12 protein-coding genes are annotated in these 13,380 nt (G+C 59.3%); 4 read left to right on the top strand and 8 right to left on the bottom strand.

Annotated features, from left to right (window positions below):
* Together RHP74_RS07395 and RHP74_RS07390 are read left to right on the top strand one after the other, a co-directional pair.
* On the top strand, positions 1 to 594 hold the full coding sequence (locus RHP74_RS07395; protein ID WP_077749176.1) for a nitroreductase family protein: 594 nt from the start codon (positions 1 to 3) through the stop codon (positions 592 to 594).
* A 303-nt stretch (positions 595 to 897) separates the two neighbouring features.
* The gene (locus RHP74_RS07390; protein WP_042932411.1) at positions 898 to 1,845 is read left to right on the top strand and encodes an IS110 family transposase; all 948 of its coding nucleotides are present in this window, start codon (positions 898 to 900) and stop codon (positions 1,843 to 1,845) included.
* Positions 1,846 to 2,586: 741 nt separating this feature from the next.
* Here the strand turns inward: RHP74_RS07390 and RHP74_RS07385 are convergent.
* From RHP74_RS07385 to RHP74_RS07360, 6 genes are all read right to left on the bottom strand, one after another.
* Positions 2,587 to 3,519, bottom strand: a complete 933-nt coding sequence (locus tag RHP74_RS07385) for a D-2-hydroxyacid dehydrogenase (protein WP_010462145.1) — start codon at positions 3,517 to 3,519, stop codon at positions 2,587 to 2,589.
* Positions 3,520 to 3,639: 120 nt separating this feature from the next.
* Entirely contained in the window at positions 3,640 to 3,933 is a 294-nt protein-coding gene (locus RHP74_RS07380) for a YcgL domain-containing protein (RefSeq protein ID WP_007898694.1), read from the bottom strand.
* On the bottom strand, positions 3,930 to 5,063 hold the full coding sequence (gene rnd / locus RHP74_RS07375) for a ribonuclease D (protein ID WP_010462151.1): 1,134 nt from the start codon (positions 5,061 to 5,063) through the stop codon (positions 3,930 to 3,932). The genes RHP74_RS07380 and rnd overlap by 4 nt, the downstream gene beginning before the upstream one ends.
* 123 nt (positions 5,064 to 5,186) lie before the next feature.
* Positions 5,187 to 5,849, bottom strand: a complete 663-nt coding sequence (locus RHP74_RS07370) for a class I SAM-dependent methyltransferase (RefSeq protein ID WP_311098624.1) — start codon at positions 5,847 to 5,849, stop codon at positions 5,187 to 5,189.
* A 73-nt stretch (positions 5,850 to 5,922) separates the two neighbouring features.
* The gene (locus tag RHP74_RS07365) at positions 5,923 to 7,572 is read right to left on the bottom strand and encodes a phosphoethanolamine--lipid A transferase (protein WP_311098622.1); all 1,650 of its coding nucleotides are present in this window, start codon (positions 7,570 to 7,572) and stop codon (positions 5,923 to 5,925) included.
* 178 nt (positions 7,573 to 7,750) lie between these two features.
* Complete coding sequence (locus tag RHP74_RS07360) at positions 7,751 to 9,133, bottom strand: glutamine synthetase family protein (RefSeq protein ID WP_311098620.1); 1,383 nt, start codon at positions 9,131 to 9,133, stop codon at positions 7,751 to 7,753.
* Positions 9,134 to 9,645: 512 nt separating this feature from the next.
* Between RHP74_RS07360 and RHP74_RS07355 the strand changes: the two genes are divergently transcribed.
* Together RHP74_RS07355 and RHP74_RS07350 are read left to right on the top strand one after the other, a co-directional pair.
* Positions 9,646 to 10,839 (top strand): cyanate transporter, encoded by a 1,194-nt coding sequence (locus RHP74_RS07355; protein WP_311098618.1) that lies wholly within the window; start codon positions 9,646 to 9,648, stop codon positions 10,837 to 10,839.
* Positions 10,840 to 11,066: 227 nt separating this feature from the next.
* A complete protein-coding gene (locus RHP74_RS07350; protein WP_042932312.1) occupies positions 11,067 to 12,002 on the top strand; it encodes a LysR family transcriptional regulator in 936 nt (311 codons plus the stop codon).
* Positions 12,003 to 12,005: 3 nt separating this feature from the next.
* Here RHP74_RS07350 and RHP74_RS07345 read toward each other — a convergent pair whose 3' ends face one another.
* Complete coding sequence (locus tag RHP74_RS07345; protein ID WP_145308152.1) at positions 12,006 to 12,371, bottom strand: 5-carboxymethyl-2-hydroxymuconate Delta-isomerase; 366 nt, start codon at positions 12,369 to 12,371, stop codon at positions 12,006 to 12,008.
* Between the two features lie 57 nt (positions 12,372 to 12,428).
* On the bottom strand, positions 12,429 to 13,355 hold the full coding sequence (locus RHP74_RS07340; protein WP_083374811.1) for a LysR substrate-binding domain-containing protein: 927 nt from the start codon (positions 13,353 to 13,355) through the stop codon (positions 12,429 to 12,431).
* Positions 13,356 to 13,380 lie beyond the last annotated feature (25 nt).

Raw genomic sequence — 13,380 nt, 5'->3', positions numbered from 1 at the left:
ATGAGTGCAAACCCACGCGTTGCCGAGTATGCGATCCACCCTCAGTTCACCGATCGCTGGTCGCCCCGCGCCTTCACCGGCGAAACCATTCCCGAAGAAACCCTGTTGAGCTTCTTCGAAGCCGCACGCTGGGCGCCATCGGCCTACAACTCCCAGCCTTGGCGGTTTCTCTACGCGCGCCGCGATACGCCGAACTGGGAGCGTTTCCTGGGCCTGCTGAATGAATTCAACCGCGGCTGGGCGCAACACGCCTCGGCATTGGTGATCGTGATCTCTAAAACCACCTTCGCGGTACCCGGCGCCACCGAAGAGACCCCGGCCCTGTGGCACACCTTTGACACCGGTTCGGCCTGGGGCCATCTGGCGCTGCAAGCGAGCATCAGCGGCTGGCACACCCACGGCATGGCCGGTTTCGACCAGGACCTGACCCGCAAAGAGCTGAACATTCCTGAAGGTTACGCACTGCACGCGGCGGTGGCCGTAGGCAAACTGGGCGATAAAGCGACGCTGGCCGATTACCTGCAAGCGCGCGAAGAACCAAGCCCGCGTCGCCCACTGAGCGAACTGGCGGCCGAAGGCGATTTCACCCTCTAAGCCACAGCGCAAAAGAAATTCGGGAGCGAGTCTCTTGCGATGGCGGTGTATCAGTCTCCATCAATATTGACTGACAGACCGCTATCGCGAGCAGGCTCGCTTGTATGGTAGGACTTGAAGGGAGGAGGAGGGACAAGGCTCGATTCTGACTGTTGACGCAGTACAGACTGTGGGAGATTTCGCCCCTCCTCCTTTCACCCAAGCGCCGATAAAGAATGCATCTGGCTAGACCGACGATAGGAACAAGCCTGCGCCTCTGGGTGAGCCCTTCAAGTGCTCAAACCTTATCTCGGAGGAAATCCCATGGCAATGCCGGTCTCTCTATCAAAACCGATCGTGGGCGTGGATGTCGCCAAGAATGAACTGGTGATTTATCAGGCTGATAACGATTTGCTTAAAGAGATTCCCAACACTAAAACATCCATCAAGCAGTGGCTGAATACGTTGCCGGGGACGGTGGCTATTGCCATTGAGGCGACCAACATCTATCACCTGGACTTTGCTGATCTGGCCTATGAGGCCGGATGTGCGATTTACATGGTGGGAGGCTATGAACTCAAACATTATCGCGAAGGCGTGAAAATCCGCGCCAAAACCGACGCGCTGGACGCCAAGTTGCTGGCCCGTTACCTGAAGAACGAAGCCGAGGAGTTGCGCCCTTGGACCCCTCCATCACCGCTGTACCGCCAGCTCCTGAGCCTCTTCCGCCGCCGGGCTGCCTTGGTCCAGGCTAGGGTTGGCCTGGTGCAGAGTTGGTCGAATGAGCCGCTGCTGAAAGCGGCTTTTGCAGAACAAGTGAAGTCCATGCAGCAGCTTGAAACGCTGATCGAAAAGACGATCAACGATCAGCTCAAAGAAGCCGGTTTACTCGGTCAACTGAAACGTTGCCTGAAAGTTGAAGGCATTGGATTTTTGACTGGGGCTCGCTTGATAACTGCATTTCAGCGCGGGGATTTTAGAAACGCGGATGCGTTTATCGCCTTCCTGGGCATGGATTTACGGGTGTCTAAATCAGGACAGAAGGACGGTCGCCGCAGTTTGACCAAGCGCGGTGACCCCGAGGCCCGCCGGCTTCTGCACAATGCAGCGATGTCGGCTAGCCGTACGAAAGCCTGGAAAGGGTTTTACGAAGCCCAAAGAGCCCGGGGCTTCAGCACTACTGAGGCGCTGGTGATGCTGGCTCGCAAGCTTGCGCGGGTGGCATTCGCCTTGCTGAAAGGGCAGAGCGAATATCAGTCAAAGGTCAGTTGAGGGTTTCCCCTCAACCATAGAATCTCCCACAGTTGATTCCTGGTGCTCACAAAAAGTGGATTCACAGCACAACCCATGTGGGAGCGAGCCTGCTCGCGATGAGGCCGTCACATTCAACATCAACGTTGACTGTCACACCGCTATCGCGAGCAGCTCGCTCCCACAGTTGATTCCTGGTGTTCACAAAATAGTGGATTCACAGCCGAACCCATGTGGGCGCGAGCCTGCTCGCGAGGAGGCCGTCACAGTCAACATCAACGTTGACTGTCACACCGCCATCGCGAGCAGGCTCGCTCCCACAGTTGATTCCTGGTGTTCACAAAATAGTGGATTCACAGCAGAAACCATGTGGGAGCGAGCCTGCTCGCGATGAGGCCGTGACGTTCAACATCAACGTTGACTGTCACACCGCCATCGCGAGCAGGCTCGCTCCCACAGTTGATTCCTAGTGTTCACAAAATAGTGGATTCACAGCACAACCCATGTGGGAGCGAGCCTGCTTGCGATGAGGCCGTCACGTTCAACATCAACGTTGACTGTCACACCGCCATCGCGAGCAGGCTCGCTCCCACAGTTGATTCCTGGTGTTCACAAAATAGTGGATTCACAGCACAACCCATGTGGGAGCAAGCCTGCTCGCGATGAGGCCGTCACATTCAACATCAACGTTGACTGTCACACCGCCATCGCGAGCAGGCTCGCTCCCACAGGTTTTGCACACCGTCCGAGTGAGCGGTGGGTTCAGTAGCCGCGGTTGAAGTCGACTTCCCCGCGCAACGCCTCGCCCGCCTGATACGCCCGCAAGTTTTCGACAAACAGCTTGACCATCATTGATGGCGAGGTCGGTGCCGAGCTGTGGCCGGTCAGCAGCAGGCCCCAGGCGGTCCAGAATGGATGACGCTGCGGCAGCGGCTCCTGACGGCAAACGTCGATGACCGCGCCCGCCAGATGCCCTTCTTTCAAGGCTTCCACCAGATCCGCGTCGACCACGGCCACGCCGCGCCCGACATTGATGAACAACCCGGTCGGCTTGAACTGCTTGAACAGCGCCGCGTCGTACAAGTCGTGGGTATTGGGGGTGTTGGGCAGCAGATTGATGACGAAATCCACTTCACCGACCAGCCGTGGCAAGTCCGCCAGCACGCCGACTTCAACAAACGGCGCCTGCTCGCGGGCTTCGCTGGCGATACCGTACAGCTCAACACCAAATGGCACGAGGAACTTTGCCACGGTCAAACCGATGTCACCGGTGCCGACGATCAACACCTTGCGTCCCGCCAGGCTCTGGCCCTGACGACTGTCCCACTTGCGCTCGACCTGGCTGACCAACCGCGCCAGCACTTCGCGCTCGTGGCCAAGCATGTAGGTCAGGACGTATTCGGCCATGACCTGACCAAAAATTCCCACCGCACGCGTCAGCCGGTAATCGCGGCGCAAACCGTCGGCCAGCAGCGGCGTGATGCCGGCCCAGGTCGATTGCAGCCATTGTGGCTGGTGGCCCTGGCGCAACAGGTTCGCCAACAGGTCCGGCTGACCCAGCCAGATCGGGCAGTCGGCCGCCTGGCTGGCCAGTTCGGCGGAGTCGCCGCTGGTCAGCACTTCCAGATCAGGCGCAGCCTGGCGCAACAGTTGGGCGTACACGGGGTGGTCGTGTTCAGCAATCAGAACGCGCATGGTTCAAACCTTTCGAAAACAGAGCAAACGGCCGCCGACGGAGTTTCGCTCCGTCGCCCTGGCCATCGCCAAAATCATTCCAGTGTTTCACACAGACTCTGAACAGAGCCTGTCTGCCGATCACATCGGGTCGTTGCGTCGCAGCAATTCTTCCGGCAAGTGTTCGATGTATTCGTCTTCGGCCGGTGGCATTTGCAGGTGGTAGCCCTGCTTCTCAAGGTTTTCCAGGACCACGGTGATGTCCTCGCGCGACAGTTTGCGCTCGGGGGTCAGCACCAGATCGAAAGCGTGATGAGGTTTGCCGAAGGCGGCCATCAGACTTTCCGGGACGCGCTCCAGTGCATCGCTTTTGAGTACATAGAGGTACATCTCGTTTTTCTTCAGGCTTCGATAGATGGAGCAAATACGTTTCAAGGCTGTTCTCCGGCGGTGGCCAGGCTGTCGAGCAGCGCCTGGCCCATCAATTCGCGGCGCCAGCCACGCAGCGAATCAGGCAATTGGTAAGGACCGTTGGGGTAGCCACTCTTGAGCAGCGCTTCCAGGGTTTTCTTGCGCAGCATCAGCTCCGGCGCAATGTTCAGGCGCTCGGCTTCGGCCTGGCCGATCGCACGCAGCTGTTTGACCAGATTGGCGGCGTCCACCGGCAATGGCTCCGGCACGGCGGGCGGCCATTGATCTGGCGACACACTGCCAGAGCGCTTGATCAGATCAAGCAGAAATTCGCCGTCCTGACGCACGGTACGCGGGTGCATGTCTTCGATTTTCGCCAACGCGCCGAGGTTGTCCGGTTGCGTGCGTGCCAACGGCCACAGCGAGTGCTCACGGACGATGCGATTGCGCGGCAGGTCGCGGGCGCGGGCTTCACGCTCACGCCAGGCGCAGAGTTCACGCAACACGGCGAGTTGGGCGCGGGAGAGCTTCCAGGCCAGCTTGGCTTCGCGATAGACCTCGTAGGGATCGATCTCGCGGCGCAGGTTGGCCACCAGCTCGGCGCCGTCTTCCAGGACCCAGGCGTACTTGTCGTCGGACAGCTTCGGACGCAGCTGTATGAAAACTTCCGCCAGGTGCAAGGCATCTTCGGCGGCGTAGCTGATCTGGGTGTCGGACAGCGGACGCTGCAGCCAGTCGGAACGGGTTTCGCCCTTGGGCAGGTCAATGCCGAGCACTTCCTGCACCAACCGCGAATAACCCATCGAGAAGCCGAGGTTCAGGTAAGCGGCGGCCAGTTGCGTATCGAACAGCGGCGCCGGCAGGCTGCCGGTCAGACGCAGCAATACTTCGAGGTCTTCGCTGCACGCATGGACGACTTTGACCACGGCCGGGTTTTCCAGCAACGCGGCCAGAGGCTGCCAGTTGTCGATGGTCAGTGGGTCAATCAGGTAAGCGCGTACGCCATCACCGATCTGCAGCAAGCCTGCGATCGGGTAAAAGGTGTCGACCCGCATGAATTCGGTGTCGAGGGCAACGAATGGCAGCTGCTGCCACTCGGCGCAAAACTGACCGAGGCTATCGTTGTCGCGAATCCAGTGAATATCGATGGCCACACGGCTCTCCCTTGAAGAATGGCGCGCAGTATATATCGCCCCCGGCGATTTCCGCGCATCCACTGAACAAGAGCTTTAGCGAAAATGCCTGCCAGACGGCAAGAAATGTCTGACAAGCGGAGGTTAACCGACCTTACGCAGCACATAGACCCGCATCCGAGCACAACCGGGCAAGAAGTCCTGATGACTGAGCAAACTGAAACCCGCCAGCCTGAATTCGGCTTCGACTTCGGCCTTGCCGGCCAGCTGCCGGGGGGGAGCGCCCGTTGTGCCTGGGCGGCGCAGCTTGAAATGTGCATCGACTCGTACCGCCACAATCACCGTATCGCGACTCACACGATGGAACTCCGCCAGCAGGGCCAACCGATGCTCCGGGCTGTCGATATGCTGAAACAGTTGCATGCAAAAAATGCTGTCGACCGCGTTCGCCGACAAGCCGAGGGTGAAGGCTGAACTCTGGAACGTTTTGATTCGCTTGAGCAGACTCTGCGCATGGTGAGTCTCGGCATGGTTGAGCATGTCCTGCGACGGGTCGGACGCGAGGATCACCCGGTTCGCGTGCTCGGCCAACACCGGCCAGTAACGCCCGGCACCGCACGCCACATCCAGCATCAAGCCCGGTTCGCCGGCGACCTTGAGCGCGTTGCGCACCAGTTGCTCGTCGCGCCAGAACGCCAGGCGCCCCGCCAGGCCACGCGGTCGCGGCTGAAGGCAGACGCGGGCGTGTTCCTGATCGTAGCGCCGGGCGAACTCAAGCTCGATGGCGGAAGGGGGCTGCGCGGACATGTGCAATGACTCTTGTAAGGAAATAGACCGGCCACAGATTAACGACCGGTCCGTGAAAAAAAGGTCGACACACTTACTTTTTGGCCAACACTCCGTCGATCACGGCGCCACGGCAACCCGCGAACATATCCAGGCCCTGGTCGTAGACTTTGCTGTTGACCTCCAGCAGACCAAGCATCGAATGGAACAAGTTGTCCTGGCTCAGCGGCTTGTCCCGGCTCAGTTGCAGGCAATGGGTGTCCACGGAGAACGACTTTTGGTAGCTGTCGGAGAACCACGCCAGCATGGCCACGCGTTTCTGCTGTTCCGGCGCCAGCATGTAAGGCGTGCCATGGAGGAACAAGTTGTACTCGCCCAGCGACTCGCCGTGGTCCGACAGGTAAACCATCGCGGTATCGACTTTGTCCTGGTTGCTGCGCAACGTATCAATCAACGTCGACAGCACGTGGTCGGTGTACACCAGCGTGTTGTCGTAGCCATTGACGATACTTTCGCGGCTGCAATTGTTCAGTGCGTTGCTTTCACAGACGGGCGTGAAGCGTTCGTACTCTTTCGGGTAACGCTTGAAGTATTCCGGGCCATGGCTGCCCATCTGGTGCAGGACCAGCACGGTGTCCTTATCCAGCGTGTCGATGAAGTGCTGCAGACCTTGCAGGAGAATTTCGTCGCGGCATTCACTGTTGGCGCACAACACCGGGTCCTTGAGGTTGCTGACGTCATCGAGGGTGACCCGATCGCACGTGCCTTTACAGCCCGATTGATTGTCACGCCAGATCACGTCGAGACCGGCGCGCTTGAGCACGTCCAGCAAGCCCTCTTCATTCTTCGCGGTGCTGGCGTTGTAATTCTTGCGGCCCATGTTCGAGAACATGCACGGCACGGACACGGCTGTTTCCGTGCCGCAGGAATGCACGTCGGTGAAAGCGATCAGGCCGGGTTCCTTGTCCAGTTTGGGGGTGGTGTCGCGGTCGTAACCGAGGATGCCGAAGTTCTCGGCCCGGGCACTTTCGCCGACAACCAGCACTGTCAGGGATTTACGGCCGTGGGTTTGCCAGGCGGGATTTCGCTGGGCATCTTCACCGACCTTGACGAAGGGTTGCCGGGCAGAGACTACTTGCTCGCGCAGAAAGCCGAACGAAGCACCGATGTAGTTACTCGGCACTACCATCAGGCGCAATTCATGGTGATTGCGAAACAACGAAGACAGCCCTTGATAGTTCACCAGCGCGACACCACCGATCACCGCAACTGAAGCAACACTCACCAGCGCCTTACTTACCAACTCACGGTGCCAGCGGCGGTAATCAACCGGAACTTTCCACAACAACCATGAAGGCAAAACACCGAGCAGAAGAATATAGACCAGCAACTTCAGTGAGAGTAAGTCACGCACTTCCGTCGCGTTGGTTTGCGCGAAGTTACGCAACATGCCGGTGTCAATCAGCACACCGTATTGACTCATGAAGTACGCCACGCCCGCGCTGACCATAAACATCAGCATCAGGACCGGCTTCATTACGTAGCGGAACGCCAGAAAGGTCAGCACGATATTGAAGGCCGCCAGAATCATCACGCCAAAGGCGACAAGCATGACGATGCCTTTACCGTCCGCGGCGGTGATGTCAAACAAGCGCTGCCAGAGCACTGGATTAAAGCCAATCAGCAGAAAGGCGCTGGCAATCAGTGTCACCCACTCCGGGCGCACGGGTTTGAACTTCAACATAGTGATGGGCTATTCCTGAAAAGAAGTGTTCATGGCAAATGTGAAAATTTCATTTACCGTGACCGCACTAACTTTAGGCAGCCAACCATCAATTTTTTGTGAAAAAGAAGCCAACGATTAGTTGGCTCCTGTTATCCACTCGGTACTTTTACTTATTTGAGAATGGTTCAGCTTTTGTTCAGGCCTGATGCAAATACCAACGCCAGTCCTGCTCGCCAACTTCGCCCATGAATTGCCGATACTCGGCGCGCTTCACCGCCAGGTACACGCCGAGGAATTCCGCGCCGAACGCTTCACGCGCCCAGGTCGAACCTTCCAGCGCCCGCAAGGTGGTCAGCCAATCGGTTGGCAACAACTCCGTGGCCTGGGCGTAACCATTGCCTTCCACGGGCGCGCCCGGGTTGAGCTGTTCACGAATGCCGCGATGGATGCCGGCCAGAATTGCTGCGGCGGCCAGATACGGGTTGGCGTCGGCGCCGCAGATGCGGTGCTCGATGTGCCGCGAGAACGCCGGGCCACCGGGTACGCGCAAACTCACGGTGCGGTTGTCCACTCCCCAAGTCGCTGCCAGCGGCGCATAGCTGTTGGTCTGGAATCGACGGTAGGAGTTGGCGTTCGGGCAGAACAGCAGCAACGAATCGAGCAAGGTACTGAGCATGCCGCCGACCGCTTGTTTGAGCAGCGGCGTGCCGTCCGCGGACTCGCTGGCGAACAGGTTGTTGCCGTCCTTGTCCGCCAGGCTGACGTGCATGTGCATGCCGGTGCCCGCCAGGTCATCGAACGGTTTGGCCATAAAGCAGGCGGCCATCCCGTGTTTATGCGCGACACCCTTGACCAGCCGCTTGTAACGCACCGCTTCGTCCATCGCCTGTAGGGCATCGGTGCGGTGTTCGAGGGTGATTTCCACTTGCCCCGGCGCGTATTCGGAAATCGCCGTGCGCGCCGGAATGCCCTGCAATTTGCAGGCACTGTAGAGATCCGCCAGAAACGGCTCGATCTGCTCCAGCTCACGCAAGCCGTAGACCTGCGTCGAGCGCGGGCGCCCGCCATCGACGTCCCGCGCCGGTTGCGGCCGACCGTTGCTGTCGCGTTGTTGATCGAGCAAATAGAACTCCAGCTCCGCCGCCATCACCGGGTAATAACCGTCGGCCTGCAAGCCTTCGATCACCTTCGCCAGCAGATGCCGTGGATCAGCAATCGTCGCCGGCATGCCTTCCTTCGGGTGCATGCTGACCTGCACCGCCGCCGTCGGAATCAACCGCCACGGCATGCGCGTCAGACTGCCGCTGATCGGGTACGCCCGGCAATCGATGTCGCCGACGTCCCAGACCAGGCCTGAGTTTTCCACGTCATCGCCGTTGATGGTCAGGCCGAGAATGGTACTCGGCAACGGCCGTCCGCTTTCGTACACCGCCAGCAGTTCATCACGATGCAGCAACTTGCCCCGTGGCACGCCGTTGTTGTCGAGGATGAACAGTTCGAACATCTCGATATCCGGGTTCTGTTCGAGAAAGGTCAAAGCTTCTTGCTTCGTGGCGAAGGAGGTCGTGGCACAACTCATGGGGAATTCTCTTGTTTCCGCGTCAGGCAAACGCGCAGGCGCTGCCGGTTTGATCCCGGCGCACAGCGCGGGACCTGTCAGAAGAATCAACGGGAAAGGCAGGCATCCGGTGGGCGTGCGTGACGGCAGTGCCATAACGCCCAAAAGGCTAATTCAGAGGGAAGTGCGACGGGACAACCGTCCATAGAGATAACCGCAGAAAACAGATGAGCAGCAGCGTCACACGGGCGCTCAGGTCGTTAAATCGGGATTTGAAGAACTTTGGGTGTGGGCTGGCTAAACAATCATTCTCCCAAACACCGCCGATCCCTGTGGGAGCGAGCGTGCTCGCGATAGCGGTGTGTCAGTCAGCACATGCATCGATTGAAACACCGCTATCGCGAGCAGGCTCCCACAGGGGATCCACGGTGTGGCACAGGTATTTAATTTTTAAATACCGCTGCGCACTATCTGATTTGCGGCCTCCCGCCCTCGCGCGCCTAATCGGCTCCTGATTTTTCAAGGCCCGATTGATGGAAAACGTTCGCGCAACTACCCGCCCTGCCCTCTGGCTGATGGTCAGCATCCTTCTCGTCGCCCTGAACCTGCGCCCGTCGATGGCGGCCGTCGGGCCTTTGCTGTCGGCCATTCGCGGGGATATCCCGTTGAGTTTCAGCCTGGCCTCGCTGCTGACCATGCTGCCGGTCATGGCCATGGGGCTGGCGATGTTCTTCGGCTTGAGCGTCAGCCAACGCCTTGGCGAACAACGCACGGTGGTGATTTCACTGTCGATCATTGGTCTGGCCACGGTCTCGCGGCTGTTCGTGGACTCGGCCGCCGAACTGATCCTCAGCGCCATGCTGGCCGGCATCGGTATTGCGCTGATCCAGGCATTGATGCCGGCGCTGATCAAATCCAGGTTCAGCGACAACGTTGCCGTGTGCATGGGGCTCTACGTGACGTCGATCATGGGCGGTGCGGCGATAGCGGCCTCGTTTGCGCCCCTGGTGATGGCCAGAACCGGCAGTTGGCGCGCGGGCCTGGCAATCTGGGCCGCGCTGGCCCTGGTGGCATTGCTGTTCTGGAGCCTGGGCCGTGCGGGGACATCGGCGCCAACGGTACTCGCACCACGCAACACATCGTTCCTCACTCATTCCCGCGCCTGGTTACTCGCCGTCTTCTTCGGTTTGGGCACTGCGTCCTACACCTGTGTGCTGGCCTGGCTGGCGCCGTACTACGTGGAAAAGGGCTGGAGCGAACAAAACGCCGGTTTGCTGCTGGGCTTCTTGACGGCCATGGAAGTGCTGTCCGGGCTGGTGACCCCCGCCATTGCCAACCGCAGCCGTGACCGACGCCTGGTGCTGGTGGTGTTGCTGGCGCTGATCATGGCCGGTTTCTGTGGGCTGATCCTCAGCCCGCAACACTTCAGCCTGCTGTGGCCGTGCCTGTTGGGGCTGGGCATCGGCGGTCTGTTCCCGATGAGCCTGATTGTGTCGCTGGATCATCTCGACAACCCGCAACGCGCCGGCGGGCTGACGGCCTTCGTACAAGGCATCGGCTACCTGATCGCCGGTCTTTCGCCGCTGATGGCCGGGATGGTCCGAGATCGGTCGGGCAGCTTCGAATCGGCCTGGTGGTGCCTGACCGGTGTCATGGCGCTGATGATCCTGATCGCCCTGCGTTTCAATCCGCGGCATTACGCCCGGCAATTTCCTGGCGCTACCTGAGCACGTTGTCCAACACCTTGTCGCACGGTGCCTGCCACCGCTCATGGGTAAAGGCCTTCGGCCATGTTTTGTGGGATTAAATTCATAAGTCGTGTTCGTTACATTTTCTGTCCCACAAGTGACTGTGAAACGTCCTACAGGGCATTCTCCTGGCACCATCGTTCCGTTAGGATCGTTCGCACACGTTTGCGCACAGTCAGCGCAAGGAGCACAGCGAGACAGAACGGATGCTGAACAGTAACTTGCTTAGAAAGCTCGATATGCAAGACCTCATGGTGTTTGTCGCCGTGTATGAGCAAAGCAGCGTCACCGGTGTGTCGGAGGCGTTGTGCGTCAGCCAGTCCACCGTGAGTTACTGCCTGAAGAAACTGCGCACCAGTTTTGAAGACGAGTTATTCATCAATACCCGCACGGGTATGCGCCCCACTTACAAAGCCAGCACCATGTACACCCACGTGCTGAAGATCCTCGAAAGCATCAACCTCTGCCATGCCGGCGCCCAGGCGTTCGACCCGACCTTGCAGCCGGTCACGTTCAACATCTGCGCACCGGAATACTTCGAGCAGTTGATCCTGCCGCGCCTGTTGAAAAGCTTTGATTTCGCCGACCTGCCGGTGATGGTCAACATGCACAAGTTCGAAACCGACATCCCCGCCGAAGACCTGCGCGATGGCAGCCTCGACCTGGTGATTTGTTTTGGCCCCCATCTTCATCGCAGCCACAGCGACCTCAAATCCCGGTTGTTGCTCGAAGATGATCTGGTCTGCGTCTTCGACAAACGCGCCACGCCACTGGAACCCCGTTTAAGCCTGAAGGCGTTTGTCGAACGCCGGCATGTGTTTCCGACACCGTGGACCTCCACCACCAACATGGTCGATGGCTGGCTGGCGCGACAGGCGCACAAACGGCAGATTATCGCGCGCTCCAACAGCTACAGCGCGGCGCTGAAAATGATCACCGGCACTGACTTCATCCTGACGTTGCCCCGCCGTATCCAGCAATTGCTGGCCAACGAGGCGATCTTCAATCACTGCGAAGCGCCCAACGGCTTGCCGGGTTTCACCCTGGACATGCAGTGGAGTCAAAGTGTCGATCAGGACAGCGCCAACACGTGGCTGCGCGAGCAGGTGATCAAAGCCTGCGCCGAGCAGGATATGGCCTGAAACTCAGTGGCCGATGGCCGTCTTGGTGTAGGACTCCCGGTCAATGTCGAGGATCTCCACGCACAACTGGACTTCAACCCCCGTCGGCCATTCACACAGTTCCTGCACCACGGTCAGCAGACTCTCGGACAACTGTTTTTTGATCTGCGGCGAGCGACCGCTCAGCAGCGCCAGCTTCACATGCACAAACGCCCGTTCCCCCATCGCCGTGCCGATCTTGAACGTCTCGACCTTCACCGCACGGCTCTTGATATCGAACTCCGCAGCAAACTGACCGGAAGCCACCAAGGCATTATTGAGCCGAATCAACGCCATGTCGGCGTTAAGCTCAGGCAGGTTGGCGGTGTATTCCATGTGCAGGTGGGGCATGGTCTGGCTCCTGGTAGTGTGCAGAAAGGACCTACATATAACACAGCGTCGTCCGACTCATTTGGACAGCGGCGATTCAAGACGCTCACTCATGAACGCCTCCAGCCGCGCGCGCAACCAGCGTTCGGCCGGATCGGTATCGACATGGCTGAGCCAGACCATGGACAAGTCCAGTGTCGGGGTCTTGAACGGAAAGGCTTCCTTGAACAACTGACCCGAGGCGGCCATCGCCTCGGCGGCGTAATCCGGCAGGCTGGCGATCAGGTCGGTGCCGGCGAGCAAGGCCGGCAACGAACTGTACTGCGGCACCGACAGCACGACTTGGCGCGTGCGGCCGATCTCCGCCAGCCATTCATCAGCGTAGCCACTGACATTGGCGGTATGCGACACCAGCACGTGCGGTCGTGCGCAATATTCATCGAGGGTCAGCGGGGTGTCCGAGGCGTCGGCGCGCAAAATGCTCGGCTGGATGTGCCGCAACAACTTGCGTTTGGCATTGGCTGGCAGGCCGCGGGTCTGGCTGATGCCGACCGTGATATCACCGGAGGCCAGCAAGTCGGGAATGCGCCAGTAATCGACATGCTGAACCACGAACACCACCTTCGGCGCTTCCTGGCGCAAGGCGCGCAACAGCGGCGGCAACAGGCCGAACTCGACGTCATCCGACAGCCCGATGCGAAAGGTCATGGTGCTGCTGGCCGGATCAAAATCGTGAGTCAGGCTAAGGGCCACTGACAACGAGTCCAGCGCCGGCGACAGGTGCAGGATGATTTCCTCGGCCCGCGCGGTCGGCTCCATGCGATGGCCGACGCGAATGAACAGCGGATCGTTGAACATCGTCCGCAAGCGGTTAAGCGCGGCACTGATGGTTGGCTGGCCGAGAAACAGCTTCTCCGCCACACGCGTGACGTTGCGCTCCAGCATCAACGTTTCGAACACCACCATCAGGTTGATGTCAGCCTTGCGCAGTTCGTTGCGATTCATTCCTTGCCCCCGTTCCCCAACACTG

The organism is Pseudomonas sp. SG20052 (assembly GCF_031766055.1).
GTDB classification, from domain to species: domain Bacteria; phylum Pseudomonadota; class Gammaproteobacteria; order Pseudomonadales; family Pseudomonadaceae; genus Aquipseudomonas; species Aquipseudomonas mandelii.
The sequence above is the reverse complement of the archived record's forward strand: the minus strand, read 5'-3'. Positions and strand labels throughout refer to the sequence as shown.